Genomic DNA, 21,604 nt, shown 5'->3' with positions numbered 1-21,604 from the left:
CCCGGTGGTGCCGGATTGCGAATCCACGGGTGTTGGGAGAAATCGAAGCGGGCGCCGGGCCGATGTTGAATTTATCGGGCGTCCAAAGACTGCGTCGAACTAATGCTGATTCTGTGGACAGCCTCGGATGACCGTCTCCGATGGGCTTGGCCAATGTCTATCGCAGCGCATACGAAACGGGGATCTGCAGAAACTGCATCAAGAAGATAAGGTGCATTGCCATCGTCGGGCCGGCCGTGTCTATCTGGATAGCTTGGAAGGTCAGATTCCCGGCCTCACCGATCATCGTCACCGACCATCAACAACGCGTTCGCTACCAAGCCCCGTATCGCGACGAAAATTCATCGCGACGTTTCCGCCCAGAAACCGTCGCGGCCATCGAACCTACTTCGTCGCTTGCGACGCGCAGGGTTGCCACCGGCGTGTCTTCGTTTCGGAAGTCTTTGCCGGCTCATCGACCGATCGCCACCACCGCTCGCCGCGATGCGGCTTATTCAGATCGAGTCGCTCGCCCATCCTGGGCGTTGACAGCTCGACGCCATGCACCATTGCCAGCGCGGTGACGCGTTCGAACGGCTCCTGCCAACGGTGCATCGCGAGATCGAACGTGCCATTGTGAATCGGCATCAGCGTGCGACCGCGCAGGTCGATATGCGCCTGCACGGTTTCTTCCGGCTGCATGTGCACGTAAGGCCATTGCGGGTCGTATGCGCCGGTCTCGATCAGCGTCACGTCGAAGGGCCCAAGACGCTCGCCGATTGTCCGGAAACCGTCGAAATAGCCGGTGTCGCCGCTGAAGAACACTCGCAGATCGTCGACGACGACGACCCACGACGCCCACAGCGTGCTGTTGCCGTCAAACAGGCTGCGCCCGGAGAAGTGCTGCGCCGGTGTCGCGATCAGCGTCAGGCCGTCGACGTCGATGCTCTGCCACCAGTCGAGCTGCCGTACCTTCTGCGAGTCGATACCCCATTCGATCAGGCGGTCGCCGACGCCCAACGTCGTGACGAACACGCCGGTGGTGGCCGCAAGCGCGAGCACCGTGTCACGGTCGAGATGATCGTAGTGATCGTGAGACAGTATCACGCCGCGCAACGGCGGGAGGTCCTCGAGCGCAATCGGTGGCGCATGGAAGCGCTTGGGGCCGACGCGCCGGAACGGCGATGCACGCTCGGCAAACACGGGATCGGTCAGCCAGAACTCACCGCGCAGTTTCAACAATAACGTTGAATGCCCCAGCCGATACAGGCTGCGGTCGGGGGCCGCGTCGAGTTGCTCGCGGGTCAGTGAATCGATGGGCAATGCGCCTGTCGGAACCGTGTTGCGCGGCTTGTTGACCAGCATGTTCCATGCGATACCCAGTGTCTTGCCGAAGCCTTCGACCGGTCGCGGTGCGACGTTGCTGAAGCGTTCGCCGTTGTGCTGCGGCGACTCGCCGGACAGCGTGCGGCCACGCCTGGCGGCGGCGAAACCCAGTACGCGATGAAGAAAAACGAGAGGCGAAGCCATGTCGATTCGTCCGGAAATAAAAGTACACCGAGCAGTGTAGTTTATCCCTGGGAAAAGTAAACTCGGCGGTGTAAAATTTTTTGTATGGATACGAGCACTTCTCCTCAGCGCCTGACCGACCGAAAGCGTGCGGCAATACTCGCCGCGGCGATCGAGGAATTTCTCGCGGCCGGCTATGACGCAACCAGCATGGATCGCATTGCCGCGCGCGCCGACGTGTCGAAGCGAACCGTCTACAACCACTTCCCGGGCAAGGAAGCATTGTTCGCGGCGATCCTGCATCAGCTGTGGGACGCGACACTTACCGCCGGCGCGCCGGCTTACTGCGCCGACGTGCCGTTGCGCGATCAACTGCTCGCGCTGCTGGGCCGCAAATTGCGCTTGCTGAACGACGAAGCGTTTCTCGCACTCGCACGCGTCGCGATCGGTGCGGCCATCCACTCGCCGGAACGCGCGCGCGACATGGTCGAACGCATGGGCGAGCGCGAAGAAGACGTGACGGTCTGGATTCGCGCGGCCGCAGCGGCCGGCCGGCTTACGGTGACCGATCCGGTATTCGCTGCGCATCAGTTGCACGGAATCGTGAAAGCGTTCGCGTTCTGGCCGCAGGTGACGATGGGTCAGCCACCGCTCGGTGTGCGGGAGCAGGAGAAGGTCGCGGAAACTGCCGCCGACATGTTTCTTGCGTACTACGCGCGTGCGGACCGCGCTGGTGCGAGTGCCGGGCAGGACTGACCGCACATCGTGCGAAGCGCGGAGTGGAACAGGCGCGTCGATATACTCGATGTGCGCTGCTTCTGCCGCCTCGAAGAATGTGCCATTCGACAACGGAAGAACGCAGGCCCGGGCACACACGTCGACCTAGCCCGTTTGAGCCGTACCGATGTGTGCGGCGGGCGCATTTGAAACCGAACGCGAGCGAACCCCGATGAAGACGCTGTTGATCGTCTATCACACGATGACCGGAGGCACGCAGCAGATGGCCGAGGCGGCCGCAGATGCCGCGCGCCAGCAACCCGGCGTCGACGTCAGGTTGCAGCGTGCGGATGCGACGAGCGCGGATGACGTGCTCGCCGCCGACGCCTACCTCTTCGCGACGCCGGAAAATCTCGCCGCGATGTCCGGGCTGATGAAGGATTTCTTCGATCGCTGTTACTACGCGGCACTCGATCGGGTGAACGGCCGTCCGTATGCGGCGATGATCTGCGCAGGCAGCGACGGACAGAACGCGCTGCGCCAGATCGACCGGATCGCGACCGGATGGCGGCTCAGGAATGTGGCGCCGGGCCTGATCGTCTGCACCCATGCGCAGACACCGGAGCGCATCCTCGCGCCGAAGACGATCGGCAGCGAGGATCTCGCGCGCTGCGCGGAGATCGGCGCGGGTCTTGCCGCAGGGCTTGCTCTCGGCGTGTTCTGATTGGCGACGATCGAGCCGGCCGCCGCGAAGCCGCAATTGCGCGCAACGACCGGAGCGCGACGCCTCGTGTGCCGCGTTCGATGACCGCGAGTGCTAGCGATGCGCACGATTCGCGGGACACCACTCCAGCGAACCGCATTGCCGTTCGCGGCAGCGACACCCAGCGATACCAAGCGACACCAACAGCTTGTCGATGCCCCGGTCAACCTTTGCCGATACTGGCGGCCGATGATGTTCGGGCCACAGGCTTTTCACGTGAAGCGCACTGAAGCGAGAAAGTGCAGAAAGCGACACTACGTAACGCGTGTGTCGATACCTGTCGAAAACACCGCCATAATGCGCGTCACGACTGCGCGGACGCCTTGCCTGCCACCCGGATCCGTCAAATCCGAACCGGTGAGTCAACCGACTGCCGCGCGTACCGGTATACTTCCACTCCTGCCTTTGTCCGGCATCGTGGCCGGGTGCCTGAAACAGTGGTGGTGGCGATGCGGCCCCGCAATGATCCGCATCGGTGGCAGTCGAGCCGCAGGCGATGCGGCGAACGCCGATGTGCGGAATGGCCGCACGAACCACACCTTATATTCCTGGTGGATTGAATTTATGGGTTTTGAACAACTTGCCGAATTGCGGGCGCAGCTCGCAGCCAAGGCCAAGCAGGAGCGCAACGCGAAGCGACCGGCTACGCAACCGGACGCAGGCGCGAAGCCGAAGTCCGGCGATCGGCCCGCTCGTGGGGCCAAATCGGGTGCCGGGGCCAAAGCGCCGTCCGGCGCGAAGCCTGCTTCGGCGAAGCCGTCGACGCCGGTCGATCCGGTCATCGTCGCAATCGGCAAACTGCAGCGCCGGTTCCCGCGCGCGTTCCCGAAGAATCCGGCTCCCAAGGTGCCGCTGAAGGTCGGTATCTGGGACGATCTCGCCCGCGAGGCGCAAGCCGTCGGCCTGAGCGAAGCCGAACTGCGCGAGGCAATGTCCACGTGGTGCCGCGGCAATCGTTACTGGTCGTGTCTCGTCGAAGACGCGGTGCGGGTCGATCTGCAAGGTAACGAAGCCGGACGTGTGACGCATGACGACGCCGCGCGTGCGCGCCGGCTGAAGTCGCGTCGTCCGGGCAACAAGGGCGGCGCACAAGCAGCGAAGGGCGCACCGCAGCAGCCGAAGGCCGATGCACAGGCCGATGCCGCCGCGCCGCAGCCGGCAGCCGTGGAAGCACCGGCCGATGCAGCACCGCAGGCCGAGCAGCAAACGGCCGCGAGCGAGTAACACGCGATGCGTCGCCGTGCGATATGCGCGGCGACGGCCGGCCTTCACCGCGCATATCGCGCATCACATGACGGACCGACCTTTCCTTGTCCGGGCAGGTCGGGACTGCCACCGCTGGCCGCACAGCCAGTCAGCCTTACCCGATCAGCATCGAACTGCCAATCGAACCGACGACGAAAGCACGTCGGCGGACGCGGCGTGTGCAACGTGTCGCTTACGCCGGGCGCGCGGCGACCAGGCATCGGGGAGTGTCGGCACGCATCAAGAATGCACGGTGCCGTCCCATCCGGAGAACGATGCACAGGCGGGCGTCCCGCGCGACTGCGTATACACGCTTGCGCGCGGACGATCGATGCATGCGCCATCGAGTGAGTGACCAACGCACATCCGCTTGCGTTCAATCACGATAATTCGTGTTCCTAATTTAATCGGATCGGAGATGAAACCCGGATTCGCACCCACGCGAATATGTCTCACGTGAACTGTTGTCAGGCGCGATGTGCGGCCGTATTCGAGAGACGGACGTTGAGATGTCCGGATGCGCCGCCGCGGCCGGCCGCTCGTCAGTTGGCGACCCGTAACACAAACGCGATAATCTCCCCGGCACGAATCGTCGGGCCGGCCTGCGTTGCCGCCCGCGCATGACGCGACAGGTACCTGAAAGCCTGCGTAATTCGTCCGACATTCCCCGACATTGAAAGGCACCGGCAAACCGCAAGCGCCACCGCATCGCACGCAACCTGCCGATTCCATACGCCCAACGCCCAACGCCAAGACTGCATCATGAACCCGAGACATTCCGCGATTCTCGTCGCGCTCACCGCCGCCGCGCTGTTCGGCGCCGCGACGCCGCTCGCCAAGGCACTGATCGGCGCGATGTCGCCGTTCATGGTCGCGGGCCTGTTCTATCTCGGCAGCGGGATCGGCCTGGGCGTCGGGATCCTGCTGCGCGGGTTGCGCCGCCGCCGCGCGCCGGCCGAGGACGCAGCGCCGCTGCAGCGCGCGGACCTGCCGTGGCTCGCCGGCGCGATCGCGGCCGGCGGCGTCGCGGGTCCGGCGCTGCTGATGCTCGGGCTGTCGAGCACGCCGGCCGCCACGAGTGCGCTGCTGCTCAATCTCGAAGGGGTGCTGACGGCGGTCATCGCGTGGGTCGTGTTTCGCGAGAACGTGGATCTCCAGGTGTTTCTCGGCATGGTTGCGATCGTCGCGGGCGGCACGCTGCTGTCGTGGGTGCCGGGGCGCGCCGGCGTGCCGGTCGGCGCGTTGCTGATTGCCAGCGCATGCCTGTGCTGGGCGATCGACAACAACCTGACCCGCAAGGTCGCCGCGAACGATGCGATGGTCATCGCGTGCGTGAAAGGCCTGGTCGCCGGGCCCGTGAACATCGGCATCGCGCTCGCGACGGGTGCGTCGCTGCCCGCCGTTCCGGCCACGGCCGCCGCGATGCTGACCGGCCTCGGCGGCTACGGGATCAGTCTCGTGTTGTTCGTCGTCGCGCTGCGCCATCTCGGCAGTGCACGCACGGGCGCGTATTTTTCGGTGGCGCCGCTGTTCGGCGTCGTGCTGTCGTTGCTGATCTGGCCGGCGCTGCCGTCGGTCACGTTCTGGATCGCGGCCGTGCTGATGGCGCTCGGCATCTGGCTGCATGTGCGCGAACGGCACGAACACGAGCATGCGCATGAGCGGCTCGAGCATACGCACCGGCATCGGCACGACGAACATCATCAGCACGCGCACGACTTCCCGTACGACGGCGATGAACCGCACACGCATCCGCACGTGCATCTGCCGATCACGCACAGTCACGCGCATTTTCCGGACATTCACCACCGCCATCGACACTGATCGCGCGGCACGGGCGCACGACCCGCGCTGTGTGCCACGCGCATCGCAAGGTAACCGTTTATGGGGCCGTCGTTCGTGTCCGCTGCACGGCTTGCGCGTCGATCGATGAGGCGAACCGTAGCGAGTCAGTCGTCCGTCTGAATCAATCGGATCAACGACCCGTCCGGGTCGATCAGCGCGCCGACGGTGCCGCCCCATGCCTCGCGTTTCGGCCGATGCACGCGCGGCCAGCCGGTCGTTTGCTCGGGAATGCCGGCGGCGAGCACTGCGTCGAAAAACGCACCGACGTCGGCGAGCCGGAAGCAGCAGCTGAACCAGCTCGTGGCCGGATCGAGACCGGGATGCGGAAAGAATTCCAGCAGCAGGTCGCCGCGTCTCAGGATCATCCAGCCGTCGTCGCGCCAGGTTTCGACGAAGCCGAGCTTCGCGTAGAACAGCGACGTAACTTCGAAATCGCGCGACGGCAGATTGGGACTCGCAAAGTTGGTCAAGGCGGTTCCTCCAGTGGGCGCAGCGATCGAACGAACGCGCGGGAAAACGTGCGGACGGATGTCGCGCATGGTCGGTCAAACGATGCGCACCGGCAAGCCGCGCAAGCCGCCGCCGCGACTATCGTCCCGCGGGAAAGCAGAATCCGAAATCCTCGCAGCCCGGGCATCCGGGGGCGGGCCCGGGCGGCAGGCCGAGCGATGCGGCCGCTTCCTGCGCGAGGAATTTCTTCCAGCGCAGGTTCGCGACATTGCGTGCGGCGAGCGCGGGGAAATAGCGGTCGAGCAGCGCGGACACCGCGGCGCGTCCGTCGAGGCCGAGATCGCGCCACAGGTGATCGGGGCGCAGGCACGCATGCGCGATGATGGTCGCGACGCAGTCGGCATCGTCGCGTGCGACGGCGCAATGCGCATCCTGCATCAACCGCGCGTGCAGTGTCGCGACGAACTGCGCGTGCGCGGTCGGCAGCGGCGCGATGGCGGCCGCCGACACGAGCGCGGCGGCATCGTCCGAACCCAGGTGCGGAAACTGGCGGGCAAGCAGGCCGCTCAACCGTGCGGGAGACAGACCGAGCAGCGCGAGCTCGTTGCGGCATGCGCGTGCCGCAACGAGCGTGCCGAACAGACGTGCATCCGGAGAATCGGCGTCGGCCGCCCCGGCCAGCAGCGATTGCAATATGCGCTCATGCGCGTGCTCGAGCATGGACGTCATCGTGTGCGCCCGCGCGCCGGTCGAGCGTCGCACGCCGCTTGCGGGCGCGGCGCACGACGGATCGTCGGTGCGGTCGACAGGGCGTTCACTCGACCCCGACGATCACGCTCGACGCCTTGAAGATGGCGGACGCGGCCCTGCCGCTCGCGAGGCCGAGACGATCGACGCTGTCGTTGGTGACGATCGCGACGATCTCGGCGCCGCCCGCCGCCTTGATCACGACTTCCGAATTGACCGCGCCTTTCGCGATCGACGACACGGTGCCCGAGACGCAGTTGCGGGCCGACACCTTGCTGCTGTCGACGTCGACCATCACGATCACCGACGATGCCTTGACGAGCGCAAACGCCTTCGTGCCGGCCGCGAGGCCCAGCGATGCGACGCTGCCATGCGTGATCACCGCGACGATGTCGAGGCCGTCCTGGGTACGCAGCGTGATTTCGTCGTTGACCGCACCGGGCTTGACGGCGCCGATCTGGCCGGCGAATTGATTACGGGCGCTGGTTCGCATGATGACTCTCCGGGAAATGGGCCGCCCGACGGGCGGCCGGCGAATGACGGAAACAGCGGACGAGTTTACCGGCAATGCAGGCGACGCGCGACGTCGGCATCGGCATACCGGACATGCGAAATCGCGCACGATGGCGCGGGACGGCAGACGTGTCGTGCACGCCGGCTGCCGCCCCGCGCGCGCTTACTTTGCGGCGGCCGGCGCCGCGGCCGGCGTACCCGCTGCGGAAGTCTGCTGCGCCGCAGCGGGCGCAGCGTCGCCTTCCCATCCGCCGCCGAGGGCGAGGAACAGCTTGACCTGGTCGGCGGCGACCTGGCCCTCGGCCGCGGCGACCTGCGCGCGCACGCTCGTCAGCGTGCGCGTCGCATCGAGATCGGAGATGAACGACTCGCGGCCGGCCGTATAAAGCCGGTGCGTTTCGTCAGCGGAACTGCGCGCCGATTCGTAGGCCGTGCGCAGCGCATCGGTGCGCTGCACGTCGGCAGCATAGGTCGCGAGGCTCGACTGCGTTTCGCGCAGCGCGTTCAGCACGACGCCGTCGAAATGCGCGAGCGCGCCACCGGTCGCGGCTTCGGCCTCGCGCACGCGCGCGCGCTGGCCGTTGACCGGGAACGACCAGCTGATCAGTGGTCCGAACGACCAGCGATTGGTGGTGGACGAGAACAGGTCGGCGGCGACGCCGACCGAGCCGGCCGACGCGCCGATGCTGACCGACGGATACAGCGGGCCGTCGCGACGCCGATCCGCGCGGTCGCGGCGGCGAGCTGGCGCTCGGCCTCGCGCACGTCGGGGCGGCGGCGCGCAGCAGCGCGGCGCCGTCGCCGATCGGAATCGGCTGGCGCAGCTTCGGCAGCCGCTCGCATTCGGCGACACCTTCGGCAGGTCGGCCGGCGAACGCGCGAGCAGCGCGGCGAGCTGGTACTGCGCGATCTTGCGCGGGCCTTCGAAACGCGGGATGTCGGCCGCGAGCGTGCGCACCTGCGTGACGCCGCGCGTGACGTCGGTCTGGTTGCCGCGCCCCGCGTCGCGCAGCCGCTGCGACAGCTTCACGCGCTGCTGCTGCAGCGCGAGCGACTGCTTCGCGATCGCGAGCTCGTCGCCGGCGGAGCACGACTCGACGTAGGCGCGCACGACGTCCGCGACGACCGTGATGCGCGCGAGGTCGGCGGCCGCCTGCACGGCTTCGCTGTCCGCGCGCGCGGCCTCGACGCCGCGCCGCAGCTTGCCGAACAGGTCGAGCTCGTACGACACGCTGATGCCGACCGCGCCCTCGTTCACGACCGGCAGCTTGTTTTCGAGCAGATACTGTTCGGCCGATTCCTGCGCGCGCTGCACGGCGGCTTCCGCGCGGCCGGAAAAGCCGCCCTGTTCGTTCGCGACTTCCAGCGCCGCGCGCGAACGCGCAAGGTTGGCCGCGGCGACGCGCAGGTCGGTATTCGATTTCAGCGCGCTGCGCACGAGTTCGTCGAGCACGCGGTCGTCGTACAGCTGCCACCAGTTGCCGGGCACCGCGTCGCGCGACACGAGCGTGCCGTTCGCATCGTCGAGCGCATGGTTCGCGAGCGGCGCATTCACGTACGCCTGCTGCGGCAGCCTGTAGTCGGGGCCGACGGATTTGCACGCGCCGAGTGCGAGCGCGAGTGGCGCGAGTGCCGCCGCAAGGCGCAGGCCGTGCCGCTTCATTGCGATGCTCCCGTCGCGCTGACGGCCGCGGGTGCGGATGCCGCGGAGGCGCCGGCGGTCGGCCTGGCGCCAGCGTCGCGGCGCGTGTCGGTGCGCATCGCGACGGTCGCGGTGCGCCCTGCGATCATCCGGAAGTCGTCGGGCACCTCGTCGAGCACGACGCGCACCGGCACGCGCTGTGCGAGCCGCACCCAGCTGAATGCCGGGTTCACGTTCGGCAGCAGGTTCGCGCCCTGCGTGCGGTCGCGATCCTCGATCGCGGCGACGATGCTCTGCACGTGGCCGCGCAGCGGCCGCGGCTCGCCCATCACGACGATGTCGACCGGCTGGCCGATGTGGATGCCGCGCAGCTTGGTTTCCTCGAAGTAGCCGTCGACGCGGAACGAATTGCGGTCGACGACCGACAGCACCGCGCGGCCGGCCGGCACGTATTCGCCGACGCGCGGCGCGCGATCGTTCAGGTAGCCGTCGACGGGACTCACGATCGTCGTGCGCTGCAGGTTCAGCTTCGCTGTGTCGAGCGACACCTGCGCGTCGGCGACGGCGGCTTCGCCCTGCTCGACGCGCGTGCGGCTTTCCTCGACCTGTTCGCTGGCGACCAGGTTGCCGAGCTGCTGGTTGCGCGCATATTCGCGCTTCGCCTGGGCGAGAGTCGCGCGGCGCTGCGCGAGCGTCGCTTCGGCCAGCCGTCGCGCGAGCGCGTAGCGGGCCTGGTCGATCACGAACAGCACCTGGCCGCGCTTCACCTCCTGGTTGTCGGTGACCTGCACCGCGGTGATGAGCCCCGCCACGTCGGGTGCGACCTGGATCACGTCGGCGCGCACGTGGCCGTCGCGTGTCCACGGCGAGAACATGTAGTAGTTGATGATCCGCCACAGCACGAGGGCGGCCACGACGACGACGATCAGGGTGAGCAGGATCTGCCCTGCCGAGAGCCAGGTTTTTTTCACGGTTAGCTAGCCACGAGATGGTGAGACACGATGACGACCGCGGCAAGCACGAACACGTAGATGCCGAGGTCGAAGATCGAACGGTGCCAGACGAGGCGGTAAAAGCCGACGCGTTCGAGCAGCGCGCGCACGACGATGTTGATCAGGTAGGCGATCAGCATCAGCACGAGCGGAGCCGGCACGAATACGCCGAAGATGTCGATTTCGCCGATCATGGTCGCGGTCGGAAAGACAGGTTGGAAAGCGGGATCATGCGCGTGCTCCGTCCGGTGCGGCTTGCGGCGGCTGCGCGGATGCGGCCGGGTACAGCGACAGGCGCAGGCCGACGAGCGCGTGCAGCGTATCGCGCAGCCGGCGGTGCGTCGCGGGCGTGACCGGCGCCGCGGGCGTGCCGGGCGTCGTGCCGCCGTCCACCGGCGCGGCGGAAGTGCCGGGCAGGTTGCGCCCGGCCACGCGCTGCAGCGCGTCGTCGATCGATGCGAGCAGCGCGGGCGGTGCCGGCTGGCGCGCATTCGCGGCCGCGCAGCGCGCGTAGTGATCGTTGACGCCGGCCAGCACGCGGTCGATCGCGTCGGGCACGTCGCCCGTCAGCTTGCGGCGCGAGCGGCGCAGGTCGAGCGCGTTCAGCGCGATGCGCAGGTCGCGGAAGCTCTCGATCGACGGATGGCGGTGGTCGTCCGACGCGCCGAGGCGCGGCAGCAACTGCGTGACGCGATCGAGCATGCGCGACGCATGGTTGCGCTGGTCGTCGAGCGGCTGCGTCGACGCGGAGCGCGCGACGTCCTCCCAGCCCGAGCGCAGCAGGCGCCGCACCGCGAGCTCCGCGCCGAACGGCCGCGTCGCGCGCGTCCATACGTACGCGAACAGCAGCCCGGCGACACCCGCGAGATTACTGTTCAGGAACACGAAGAAGTCGGCGTCGTATGCGCTCTGGATGCTGATGAAGGTGGCGGTGTTCACCGCGACGAGCATCGTCACCATGTTGAATTGCGGGCGCGGCAGCAGCGTGCCGATCAGGATGAACGGCCCCGCGAACATCAGCACGAGCATCGGGAAGTCGTGCACGTGCGGCAGCACGACGAACAGGTACAGCCCGGCGAACACGACGCTCGCGGCCGTCGACAGGAAGAACTTGAACACCAGCGGCGCCGGTTCGTCGAGCGCGGCGAAGAAGCTGCACGACACGGCCACGAGCGTGACGGCCGCGGCACCGTCGTGCCAGCCGGACGAGATCCACAGCGAGCACGCGAACACGATCGCGAGCACGACGGTCAGCGTCGAGAACAGCATCATCCCGCGATCGAAGAAGCGTTCGGTGCCGCCGAGCCGCCAGTGCCGGTAGCGCGGCTGCCAGACGCCCGACTCGTTCGCGATCAGCGCGCGCAGCGAGCGGCAGTCCTGCCAGATGTCGATGACCTGGCGCAGCCGCCACAGCGCGTTCGACAGCAGCGCGCCGTCCCAGCTCGCCAGCGCGCCGTCGGCCGGCTGCAGCGCGGCGATGCGCTCGCGCAGGTGGTCCGCGACCGGGTCGTGGGCCATGTCGCCGTCGCTGCCGGCCTTCACGGCCGGCAACGGCGCGTCGAACCACTTCGCTGCGTCGGCGAGCAGCGCGTCGAGCGCCGGCGGCCGCACGTGCAGGTCGCGCATCAGCGCGATCAGCGGATCGGCGAGCGACGACATCAGCGGCAGGAACAGCTGCATCCGGCCGGCGAGCGCCTGCGCGCGGGCGAGCACGCGCGGGTGCGCATGGTCGTAGCTCAGCTGGCTCAGCAGGAATTCGAGGCCGGTGATGGTCGCGGCGAGGCGTTGCCGGCACGCGGACAGTGCCTTGCCCGCGATATGCCCGGACAACGTCTCGCGGCCGTAGAACGCGGCGTCCTTGAACCATGCGTCGGTGCGCTCGATCAGCGTCGGCGCGAGCCGGTTCGGGAACACGGCACTGCCGACCACGCTCGCGCACACGATGCCGAGCACGATTTCCTCGGTCCGCGCGATCGCGACGTCGAAGATCGTCGACGGATCGGTCACCGTCGGCAGCGCGACCAGCGGCATCGTGTAGCCGGCCAGCATGAACACGTAGCTGCGCGCGGTGCGGTCCGAGATCGCGAGATAGAGCAGCGTGCCGCACCATGTCGCGACGATGACGCTGAACAGGAACGGCGTCTCGACGAACGGCGGCACGAACAGGATCGCGGCGGCCGCGCCGAGCGCGGTGCCGAGCGCTCGATACAGCGCCTTCGAGCGCGTCGCGCCGACGAACGGGTTCGACACGATGTAGACGCTCGCCATCGCCCAGTAAGGGCGCGGCAGCTGGAAATACAGGCCGAGGTACAGCGCCAGCATCGACGCGGCGAACGTCTTGCCCGAGAACAGCCAGTCGCGAAGGCTCGGATAGGTCATGACGCGGAATCGGCTGGGTGGGACGGACGCGACGCCGGATGCTGCGCATCGGCCGCGTTGAACGCGTTCAGCACGCGCAGCGTGGCTTCGAGATCGGCGCGCGTGACGCCCTTGAGCACCTGGCCGCGCAACACGCGCAGGTCTTCTTCCATCTTCGCGGTGACCGCGCGGCCGGCGGCCGTCAGCGAGATCGTCTTCGCGCGGCGGTCGTGCGGATCCTCGTCACGACGTGCGAGGCCGGCCGCGCACAGCTGGTCGAGCAGGCGCACGAGCGACGGCCCCTCGATGCCGACGTGTTCGGCGAGCGTACCCTGGCGCACGCCTTCGCCGAGGCGGCCGGCGATCAGCAGCGGCGTCGCGCAGGCTTCGGATACGTTGTACGCGGTCAGCACGCCGTCGCTCGTGCGGCGCCACTTGCGCGCGGTGAGCACCAGCAGGCTGCTGACGGCGAGGCGGAGGTCGTGCAGATTGGTCATGGGCGAGATGATAGGAGCAAAAACATTCGATAGCAAACTATCGGTTTTGTCACCCGGGTGTCATGCCGCATGCCGGGGCGCCGACCTGCAATGCGCAAATCCCGCCTACCGCACGTACGGCAGCAACGCGCGCAGCCAGTACGCGACCGCCACCGCGCCGCCGTCCGGCGTGCCGATCGCGCGTTCGCCGAGATAGCTCGCCCGTCCCGCACGCGGTGTCATGCCGGCCGTCTGCTGCGCGCCGCGTTCCGCGGCGTCCACGGCGGCCGCCCATGCGCTCGCGGGGTCGCGGTCATGGTCGAGTGCGTGGTCGAACGCATCGGCGGCGGGCTGCAGCGCGTCGAGCATCGTCCGGTCGCCGGCGCGTGCGCCGCCCAGTTCGGCGATTGCATCGGCTGCGCTGCGCAACGCCGCGGCCCAGTCGCGTGCCGACGGCTCGGCGGTATCGGCCGCCGCGGCGAGGCGCCGCGACGCGCGCAGCAGCGCGGTCGCGTAGAACGGTCCCGAACTGCCGGCGATCGCGCGGCGCAATGCGGCGCCGAGCGCCGCGAGCGTGCCGGCCGGCGAGCCGTGCGCGGCGTCAGGCAACGCGAGGATCGCCTGAGCGGCGCGCCGCATGCTCGCGCCGAGATCGCCGTCGCCGGCGGCCGTGTCGAGTTCCGTCAGGGTCGCCTCGTGGTCGATCAACGCCTGCGCGACCGCACGCAGCGCAGGCTGCAGCCGGGCGGCCCATGCGCGACCGGCTGCATCGAGCGGCGGCAGCGGCTCGTCGTGCGCGGCGGCCGCGGCCACGCGAATCTGCGCGTTGACGGCGCCGCCGCCGGGCCATGCGCGCGCCTGCGTCGGCGCGTCGAGCAGGGCGATCCGCTCGTCGTTCAGGCGCAGCAGCGAGATCGAGCAGCCGGGCATGTCCAGCGCGGACAGGAACGTGCCGGCCCATGCGCGCGCGACGGTGATACCGCGCCGGCTCAGGTTGTCGTACGCGGCGCGCAGCACGATCGCCAGTTCCATGTCCGGGGTCGCGCCGAGACCGTTGACGAACAATGCGACGCGTTCGCCGCGATCGAGCACGAGGTCGGTGACGATGCTCGACAGCAGCGTCTCGACGAGCGCGTCGGCCGGCATCGGCGCGGTGCGTTCGACGCCTTTCTCGCCATGGATGCCGAGGCCGAGCTCGATCTCGTGTTCGGCGAGGCTGAAGCCCGACTTGTCGGCGCCGGGGATCGTGCAGCCGTCGAGCGCGACGCCCATCGTGCCGAGGTCGGCAGCCGCGTCGCGTGCGATCGCCGCGACGCGGACAAGCGGCAGCCCGCGCGCGGCAGCCGCGCCCGCCAGCTTGTGGATCAGCACGGTGCCGGCGATCCCGCGCCGCTGCCCGCGCTCGACGCGGCCGCGCAGCGACACGTCGTCGGCGACGATCACCGTCTCCACCGGAATGCCGTCGGCGCGCGCGAGTTCGGCGGCCAGCCCGAAATTGAGGCGGTCGCCTGTGTAGTTCTTCACGATGAGCAACGCGCCGTTCGGGCCGGCGCTCGCGCGGATCGCGGCGAGCACGGCGTCGGTCGGCGGCGACGTGAACACTTCGCCGCAAACGGCCGCGCTCAGCATCCCTTCGCCGACGTAGCCGCCGTGCGCGGGCTCGTGACCGCTGCCGCCGCCGGACAGGATCGCGACGGGGCGCCGCGACGGCTCGGGCAGCGGCTGGCGGACGAGCACCTGCTCGTCGCCGAGGATCGCGACATGCGGCGACTGCCGCGCGATGCCTTCGAGCATTTCGCGCACGACGTCGGACGGGTGGTTCACGAGCTTTTTCATGGCGACGGTTTCCTGACGATGGCGGCCAGCCCGGCGGCACGCGTGCGGTGCCGCCGGGGCTGCGTACTGTGGATGGTAGGCGGTGAATGGCAGGCGGCGCGCGCCGAATGCAATGCGCCGCGCTTAGCGTTACGTAACATCGAAGCATTCGTAGCACGAATGTAACGATACCAGCCCCGCTCATGGGCATGAAACGTATCGATCGCGATCGCGGGCAGGCGCTTGTCCGGGCCCGCGGGCGCCGGCACGGCGGCGGGAATGCCCGTGCGCTCGCGCCAATGGCATGAAAAATGCTGTTTCTTCCTCCGGTCCTCAATCGAACCTTCCATCGCCCGGACCGCGAGGAGACCACCATGTATCGCACCCGCATTGTCACGTCCGCGGCGTTGCTCGCCGCCGCCGGCGTGCTGGCCGCCTGCGGCGGCAACGACGTCGCCGCGCCGTCGAGCGCCGCCGCGAGCACCAGTGGCGCAACCATCGCCGGCGACGCGCCCGGCAGCAACACGCCGGACGGAGGCTGGGGCACCAGCGGCGCCCCGGGCACGCGCGGCGTCGTGAGTACCGCCGGCGCGCTCGCGGTCGGCGTCGGCTCGACCGTCAGCGCGGCGTCGTTGCCGGTACTCGGCAACGCCGTGACGCGCAGCGCAGGCGACACGATCTCGAGCGTCAGCACGATTTCGCGCGCCGCGACCAATGCGCTCAGCGACGGGCTCGGCAGGATCGGCTCGACGTCCGATCCGGTCGGCACGACGGTTGCCGGCCTCGGCGACGTGGTCGGCGCAACGGCGAATCCGGTCGCGGGCCTCGCGCAGACCGTCCGCGCGCTCGGCTCGGGGCCGCTGGCGCCGCTCGCGCCGGTGACCACCCCCGTCGGCGCGGCGCTCGACACCGTGGCCGGCGGCCTCGGCACGGCGGGCAAGACGGTCGGCGCGACGCTGGCGTCGGGCGCCGTGCAACAGGTCACGCAGCCGCTCAGCTCGGCCGTCACGCCGCTCGTCATCACGGCCGGCCAGGCGACGCAGCAGATCGGCGCGACCACGGGCCTCGGGCAGCCGGTGGCCGGCCTGCTCGGGCAGGTCGGCGGCGTGCTGGCGACGACCGGGTCGCGGATGGGCTCCGTTTCGTCGCAACCGGCGGTCGGGGCGGTGGGCGAAGTCGTCGGCGCGCTCGGCAATACCGTCACGAACGCAGGTGGACTCGTGAACGCCAACGGCCCGAACGGCGTCGCGCCGATTCCCGGCCTGATCGTGAGTCTCGCGGGCGCTTCCGTCACCACCGTGCAGAACGGTCCGTCGAACGGCGCGCCGGGCGGTTCGAGCGCGTCCGGCCCGCTCGGCGGCTTGCTGTCGGGGGCCGGCTCGACGCCGCTCGGGTCGCTGACCGGTGCGCTCGGCGGCGCGGCCGGTGCCGGCGTGGCGAGTCCGCTTGCTCCGGTGACCAATCTCGTGTCGACGGTCACCGGTGTGGTCGGTGGCGGCGTGGGCGGCGCCGGTTCCGCGGCGAATCCGCTCGCGCCCGTGACGTCGTTGCTCGGCGGTGTGACGGGCGGCGTCGGGAAATAGCGGCGCACCGCGCGGCGAGCGGCCGGACGACGCGCGGCTCGCCGCTGCGGGAACGCGCGCCGCATCGCCTTCGCCGAGCCACGCCGTCGACGATGCGCGACGCGCCGACGCGACCGTCACCCGCAGCAGCTGACGCGCAGCGCCGCGTGCCGCCGCGCGATCGCGCCTACTTGGCTGCCGCGATCGCTTTCGCGCGAATCAAGCGCGCACGCAGCACGTTGCGGCTGATGCCGAGCAGGCGCGCAGCCTGGATCTGGTTGCGGTGACTGAAGTCGAACGCGACCCGCATCACGGTGTCCTCGATATATTCGAACAGGTTCTCGTGCGCCTCGTCGAACAGCGCGCACAGCGCCAGCTCGAGCGCTTCCCCGGCAGGCACCCGGCTCGCCGCTTCCCCCGCGGCCGTGACCGGCACGCACGACGATGCCAGGTTCAGGTCGGTATCCTGCAGTGCATCGTGACGGCTCACCAGCAGCGCGTGATGCATCACGTTCTCCAGTTCGCGGATATTGCCGGGCCACGAATGCGCTTCGAGGCGGCGTGCCGCGCGCGGATCGATGCTGCGCGGCCCGTGGCCGAGGCGGCCGCGGTATGCGTCGAAGAAGTGGCGCGCGAGCGGCAGGATGTCGCCGGGCCGTTCGCGCAGCGATGGCACGTCGAGCCGCACGACGTTGAGCCGGTAGAACAGGTCGCCGCGAAACCGTCCGTCCGCCACCGCCTGCTGCAGGTCGACGTTGGTCGCGGCCACCACGCGCACGTCGATCGGGATGCCCGCGCGCGAGCCGAGCCGCACGACCTCGCGTTCCTGCAATACACGCAGCAGCTTGACCTGCATCGATAGCGGCAGGTCGCCGATTTCGTCGAGAAACAGCGTGCCGCCGTTCGCGGCCTCGAACCAGCCCGGCTTCGTGCCGGCCGCTCCCGTGAATGCACCTTTCTCGTGACCGAACAGTTCGCTGTCGACGAGCGTGTCGGAGAGCGCGCCGCAATTCACGGCGACGAACGGCCCGCCGCCGCGATGGCTGACGTCGTGCACGTGGCGCGCGATCAGCTCCTTGCCGGTGCCGGTTTCGCCGACGATCAGCACGTTCGCGTCGCTCGGCGCGACGCGCCGCACGCGCTCGAGCAGCGCGAGCGAACGCGGATCGACGAAGACGTGCGCGCGTGGGCGGGCCGGCGCGTGGTGCGCCGGACGGGCGGGAGCGGGCGCGCTATGCGATTCGTCCGGCTGCGCGGTGACGACACGAAGATTGACCGGACGTGGCGTGGCAAACAGTGAAGTCATGGCGATGAAGGCGTAAGTCGATCGAACGGGCCGGACCCGCGCCGGCGGGCGCCGCGGTCCGGTTGCTGCCCAGTCAGCAGAGTGTTCAGTGTTTTGCGCCGCACGGGAAACATCGATTTCTGATAACGAAAGCGGGATTGCTGCGCAGGATGCAACGGCGCGGGAACGTGCTGCCGCGACAGCGGATTCGACGGTATCGCGCTCGACGCGATGCGCGCGGCGCGTTGCAATCGGACGGCTGGAGTGCGCGACACTGCTGATTGAGCAGCAGCGCATCAGCACGGCTGTTTCCGCGGGTTCATCGCCGTGCGGAATATCGATGTGACGTGATTTCCGGAGCGCTTTCCACGATCGGTCATATGGCTGCGGAAGCCATGCCAGGCGGGCGCTCGAACGATATTTCGTCATGCAGAGGATCGACGCAATCGCGCCTGCGTCGACAATGGCACGCTCCTTGCAAACCCGACACGGTATCGGCGCGGCAACGCGCAGCTCGACAACGGGAACGCATGGCATGAGCAACACCCTCAACGTCGTCGCCATCTCGGGCGGCCTGCAGCGGCCGTCCCGCACGCTGGCGCTGACGAACGCGATCGTCAGCGCACTCGGCGATACCGTGCCGATCGACGCACGGTCGATCGAACTTGGCGAAATCGGCAGCCGGCTGGCCGGCGCGCTGAAGCGCGCGCAGGTACCGCCCGATCTCGACGCGCTGATCCGCGCGATCGAGACGGCCGATGCGCTCATCGTCGCGAGCCCCGTGTATCGCGCGTCGTACACCGGTCTCTTCAAGCACCTGTTCGACCTCGTGCATCACGAGTCGCTGGTCGATGTGCCGGTGCTGCTCGCGGCCACCGGCGGCAGCGAGCGGCATGCGCTCGTGATCGACCATCAGCTGCGGCCGCTCTTCAGCTTCTTCCAGGCGCGCACGCTACCGATCGGCGTGTATGCGGCCGAAAGCGATTTCGACCGCTACGAGATCGCGAACCCCGCACTGCGCGCACGCATCGCGCTCGCGGTCGAGCGTGCGGTGCCGCAGCTGCGTCCGCGCGCGCTTGCCGCCGCGGCCGCGTAGACCATCTCTCGTTTTTCCATTCGATCAGGACTTCTCATGAGCATTCAAGAACCTTCGGCCGACGGCGTCAAATTCGCATACTGGGTGCCGAACGTCAGCGGCGGCCTCGTCGTCAGCACGATCGAGCAGCGTACCGACTGGAGCCTCGAATACAACCAGAAACTCGCTCGCACGGCCGAAGCGGCCGGCTTCGACTACGCGTTGAGCCAGATCCGCTTCACGGCCGGCTACGGCGCCGAATACCAGCACGAGTCGGTGTCGTTCAGCCAGGCGCTGCTGCACGCGACGACGAAGCTCAAGGTGCTCGCGGCGATCCTGCCGGGGCCGTGGCATCCGGCCGTGGTCGCGAAGCAGCTTGCCACGATCGACCACATCTCGAACGGGCGCATTGCGATCAACGTGGTGAGCGGCTGGTTCAAGGGCGAGTTCACCGCGATCGGCGAGCCGTGGCTCGAGCACGACGAACGCTATCGGCGCTCGAAGGAATTCATCCAGGCGCTGAAGGGCATCTGGACGCAGGACAATTTCACGTTCAAGGGCGACTTCTACCGCTTCAACGACTACACGCTGAGCCCGAAGCCCGTGCAGAAACCGCACCCGGAGATCTTCCAGGGCGGCAGCTCGCGCGCGGCACGCGACAACGCGGCCAGCGTGTCGGACTGGTACTTCACGAACGGCAATACGCCGGAGAACCTGAAGGCGCAGATCGACGACATCCGCGCGAAGGCCGCTGCGAACAACCATCGCGTGCGGATCGGCGTCAACGCCTTCGTGATCGCGCGCGATACCGAGGAAGAGGCGAAGGCCGTGCTCGACGACATCATCCGGCACGCGCATGTCGAGGCGGTGAATGCGTTCGGCGATGCGGTGAAGGAGGCCGGCAAGGCGTCGCCGGAAGGCGAGGGCAACTGGGCGAAATCCACGTTCGAGGATCTCGTGCAGTACAACGACGGCTTCCGCACGAACCTGATCGGCACGCCGCAGCAGATCGCCGAGCGGATCGTCGCGCTGAAGGCGATCGGCGTCGATCTCGTGCTCGCCGGGTTCCTGCATTTCATCGAGGAAGTCGAGTACTTCGGCAAGCGCGTGCTGCCGCTCGTGCGCGAACTGGAAGCGCAGCGGCAGGCGGTTGCCGCGTGATGCGCGGCGCCTGCGCGCTGAAGTGCTGAGGCGCTGAGGCAGGCCGCGCACGGGGCGAGCGAACGGACAGCCTGCGATGAGCATGGCAGGTGAGGCACCTGACGCTTCCCCTATCGAAACAGGCGGTCGACGGATGCCTGCGCGGCGCCGTCGATCCATGCAGATTTTTGCCGGAAACTTCATGTCCACGGAAATCATCGAAGAACACACGCGGCCGCAAGCAGACGCTGCGCCCGTTCCCGTCATCGGCTCCGATGCCGAAGCGCTCGACGTCGCGCATCAGGTCGCGGCGCGACTCGCCGAACATGCGGCGCTGCGCGATCGCGAACGGAAGCTGCCGTACGACGAAATCGAGCTGTTTTCGTCGAGCGGACTGTGGGGGATCACCGTGCCGCGCGAATACGGCGGCGCGGAAGTGTCGAACGTCACGCTCGCGGAAGTGATTGCGATCGTCTCGCAGGCGGACCCGTCGATCGGGCAGATTCCGCAGAATCACTACTGCCTGATCGAGGATATTCGTCTCGAAGGCAACGATGCGCAAAAGCGCTTCTTCTTCGATCTCGTGCTGAAGGGCGCGCGCTACGGCAACGCGTTTTCGGAAGCGGGCGGCAAGAACGTGCTCGACATCCAGACCCGCGTGCGCCGCGACGGCGACGGATTCGTGCTGAACGGCCGCAAGTTCTACTCGACCGGTACGCTGTTCGCGCACTGGATTCCGGTGCTGGCCCTCGACGAGGCGGACCAGGCGGTACTTGCATTCGTGCGGCAGGGCGCGCCGGGGCTTACCGTGGTCGACGACTGGAGCGGCTTCGGCCAGCGCACCACCGCGAGCGGCACGGTGATCGCCGAGAACGTGCGCGTGAGCGCGTTCGAGATCTTCCACACGCAGCGTTCGTACGATCGTCCGACCTTCGCGGGCCCGTTCGCGCAGATCACGACGGCCGCGATCGATCTCGGCATCGCGCGCGCCGCGCTGCAGGACACGATCGCATTCGTGCAGCAGCATGCGCGGCCCTGGATCGACAGCGGCGTCGAACGCGCGAGCGAGGACCCGCTGACGATCGCGCAGATCGGCGACATCGCGTACCGCGTGCATGCGGCCGAAGCGCTGCTCGCGCGCGCGGGGCGCTTCGTCGACGTCGCGAAGCGCGAGCCTGACGAGGACACGGTCGCGCAGGCGGCGATCGCCGTCGGCGAGGCGAAGATCGCGACGACCGAGGTATCGCTGCTCGCGGCGAGCAAGCTGTTCGAACTGGGCGGCAGCAAGTCGACGCTCGCGAAATACAACTTCGACCGCCACTGGCGCAACGCGCGCGTGCATACGCTGCACGATCCCGTGCGCTGGAAATACCACGCGGTCGGCAACTACTACCTCAACGGCGTGAAGCCCGCGCGCCATTCGTGGAACTGACGAACCCGCGCCGGCGTCGTCGCCGCGACGTGGTTCCGATGCGCGCCGCGGCGCGCATT

Annotated in this window: 19 protein-coding genes and 1 pseudogene; 8 read left to right on the top strand and 12 right to left on the bottom strand. The window is 68.4% G+C overall.

Annotation, left to right across the window (positions count from 1 at the left end; all coding sequences use genetic code 11):
* Nucleotides 1–384: 384 nt before the first annotated feature.
* The gene (locus PL79_RS02530; protein ID WP_044849162.1) at nucleotides 385–1,509 is read right to left on the bottom strand and encodes an MBL fold metallo-hydrolase; all 1,125 of its coding nucleotides are present in this window, start codon (nucleotides 1,507–1,509) and stop codon (nucleotides 385–387) included.
* An 84-nt stretch (nucleotides 1,510–1,593) separates the two neighbouring features.
* Here PL79_RS02530 and PL79_RS02525 point away from each other — a divergent pair, with 84 nt between their 5' ends.
* The 4 genes from PL79_RS02525 to PL79_RS02510 all read left to right on the top strand — a co-directional run bounded on the left by PL79_RS02525 (nucleotide 1,594) and on the right by PL79_RS02510 (nucleotide 6,037).
* A complete protein-coding gene (locus PL79_RS02525) occupies nucleotides 1,594–2,244 on the top strand; it encodes a TetR/AcrR family transcriptional regulator (RefSeq protein WP_044849163.1) in 651 nt (216 codons plus the stop codon).
* Nucleotides 2,245–2,437: 193 nt separating this feature from the next.
* Nucleotides 2,438–2,929 carry a flavodoxin family protein gene (locus PL79_RS02520; RefSeq protein ID WP_044849164.1) on the top strand — a complete coding sequence of 164 codons (492 nt, stop codon included), beginning with the start codon at nucleotides 2,438–2,440 and terminating at the stop codon, nucleotides 2,927–2,929.
* 603 nt (nucleotides 2,930–3,532) lie between these two features.
* Complete coding sequence (locus tag PL79_RS02515; protein ID WP_044849165.1) at nucleotides 3,533–4,192, top strand: ProQ/FinO family protein; 660 nt, start codon at nucleotides 3,533–3,535, stop codon at nucleotides 4,190–4,192.
* Between the two features lie 783 nt (nucleotides 4,193–4,975).
* The gene (locus PL79_RS02510; protein ID WP_044849166.1) at nucleotides 4,976–6,037 is read left to right on the top strand and encodes a DMT family transporter; all 1,062 of its coding nucleotides are present in this window, start codon (nucleotides 4,976–4,978) and stop codon (nucleotides 6,035–6,037) included.
* A gap of 125 nt (nucleotides 6,038–6,162) precedes the next feature.
* Here the strand turns inward: PL79_RS02510 and PL79_RS02505 are convergent, their stop codons facing one another.
* From PL79_RS02505 to PL79_RS02460, 10 genes and pseudogenes are all read right to left on the bottom strand, one after another.
* Nucleotides 6,163–6,528: a bleomycin resistance protein gene (locus tag PL79_RS02505; protein ID WP_044849167.1), complete on the bottom strand. Its 366-nt coding sequence runs from the start codon at nucleotides 6,526–6,528 to the stop codon at nucleotides 6,163–6,165.
* A 118-nt stretch (nucleotides 6,529–6,646) separates the two neighbouring features.
* Entirely contained in the window at nucleotides 6,647–7,237 is a 591-nt protein-coding gene (locus PL79_RS02500) for a nitrogen fixation protein NifQ (RefSeq protein ID WP_044849173.1), read from the bottom strand.
* A gap of 85 nt (nucleotides 7,238–7,322) precedes the next feature.
* Nucleotides 7,323–7,748, bottom strand: coding sequence for a TOBE domain-containing protein (locus tag PL79_RS02495; RefSeq protein WP_044849168.1), 426 nt, complete (start codon nucleotides 7,746–7,748; stop codon nucleotides 7,323–7,325).
* 183 nt (nucleotides 7,749–7,931) lie between these two features.
* Nucleotides 7,932–9,431: pseudogene (locus tag PL79_RS02490) on the bottom strand (efflux transporter outer membrane subunit).
* The gene (locus PL79_RS02485; protein ID WP_044849170.1) at nucleotides 9,428–10,381 is read right to left on the bottom strand and encodes an efflux RND transporter periplasmic adaptor subunit; all 954 of its coding nucleotides are present in this window, start codon (nucleotides 10,379–10,381) and stop codon (nucleotides 9,428–9,430) included. The pseudogene PL79_RS02490 and the gene PL79_RS02485 overlap by 4 nt, the downstream one beginning before the upstream one ends.
* Nucleotides 10,382–10,383: 2 nt before the next feature.
* Nucleotides 10,384–10,596: a DUF1656 domain-containing protein gene (locus tag PL79_RS02480; RefSeq protein ID WP_044849171.1), complete on the bottom strand. Its 213-nt coding sequence runs from the start codon at nucleotides 10,594–10,596 to the stop codon at nucleotides 10,384–10,386.
* 34 nt (nucleotides 10,597–10,630) lie between these two features.
* Nucleotides 10,631–12,781, bottom strand: a complete 2,151-nt coding sequence (locus PL79_RS02475) for an FUSC family protein (protein ID WP_135800941.1) — start codon at nucleotides 12,779–12,781, stop codon at nucleotides 10,631–10,633.
* Nucleotides 12,778–13,257 carry a MarR family winged helix-turn-helix transcriptional regulator gene (locus PL79_RS02470; RefSeq protein WP_044848654.1) on the bottom strand — a complete coding sequence of 160 codons (480 nt, stop codon included), beginning with the start codon at nucleotides 13,255–13,257 and terminating at the stop codon, nucleotides 12,778–12,780. The genes PL79_RS02475 and PL79_RS02470 overlap by 4 nt, the downstream gene beginning before the upstream one ends.
* Before the next feature lie 105 nt (nucleotides 13,258–13,362).
* Nucleotides 13,363–15,072, bottom strand: coding sequence for a dihydroxyacetone kinase family protein (locus PL79_RS02465; RefSeq protein WP_044848653.1), 1,710 nt, complete (start codon nucleotides 15,070–15,072; stop codon nucleotides 13,363–13,365).
* Nucleotides 15,069–15,401 (bottom strand): hypothetical protein, encoded by a 333-nt coding sequence (locus PL79_RS02460; RefSeq protein WP_135800940.1) that lies wholly within the window; start codon nucleotides 15,399–15,401, stop codon nucleotides 15,069–15,071. The genes PL79_RS02465 and PL79_RS02460 overlap by 4 nt, the downstream gene beginning before the upstream one ends.
* A gap of 24 nt (nucleotides 15,402–15,425) precedes the next feature.
* Here PL79_RS02460 and PL79_RS02455 point away from each other — a divergent pair, with 24 nt between their 5' ends.
* Nucleotides 15,426–16,634 carry a collagen-like triple helix repeat-containing protein gene (locus PL79_RS02455; RefSeq protein WP_052664839.1) on the top strand — a complete coding sequence of 403 codons (1,209 nt, stop codon included), beginning with the start codon at nucleotides 15,426–15,428 and terminating at the stop codon, nucleotides 16,632–16,634.
* 166 nt (nucleotides 16,635–16,800) lie between these two features.
* On the opposite strand, the gene PL79_RS02450 is transcribed toward PL79_RS02455, so the two are convergent.
* Nucleotides 16,801–17,919, bottom strand: coding sequence for a sigma-54 interaction domain-containing protein (locus PL79_RS02450; RefSeq protein ID WP_044848652.1), 1,119 nt, complete (start codon nucleotides 17,917–17,919; stop codon nucleotides 16,801–16,803).
* A gap of 514 nt (nucleotides 17,920–18,433) precedes the next feature.
* Between PL79_RS02450 and msuE the strand changes: the two genes are divergently transcribed.
* From msuE to PL79_RS02435, 3 genes are all read left to right on the top strand, one after another.
* Complete coding sequence (msuE, locus tag PL79_RS02445) at nucleotides 18,434–18,994, top strand: FMN reductase (protein WP_044848651.1); 561 nt, start codon at nucleotides 18,434–18,436, stop codon at nucleotides 18,992–18,994.
* Nucleotides 18,995–19,030: 36 nt separating this feature from the next.
* Entirely contained in the window at nucleotides 19,031–20,134 is a 1,104-nt protein-coding gene (sfnG, locus tag PL79_RS02440) for a dimethylsulfone monooxygenase SfnG (RefSeq protein ID WP_044848650.1), read from the top strand.
* A 181-nt stretch (nucleotides 20,135–20,315) separates the two neighbouring features.
* The gene (locus tag PL79_RS02435; protein WP_044848649.1) at nucleotides 20,316–21,545 is read left to right on the top strand and encodes an SfnB family sulfur acquisition oxidoreductase; all 1,230 of its coding nucleotides are present in this window, start codon (nucleotides 20,316–20,318) and stop codon (nucleotides 21,543–21,545) included.
* The last annotated feature ends 59 nt before the right edge of the window (nucleotides 21,546–21,604 follow it).

The sequence above is a fragment of the Burkholderia sp. USMB20 genome (assembly GCF_000949135.2).
Lineage (GTDB): Bacteria > Pseudomonadota > Gammaproteobacteria > Burkholderiales > Burkholderiaceae > Burkholderia.
Note: the sequence above shows the minus strand (reverse complement) of the source record. Positions and strands in the feature narration are given on the sequence as shown.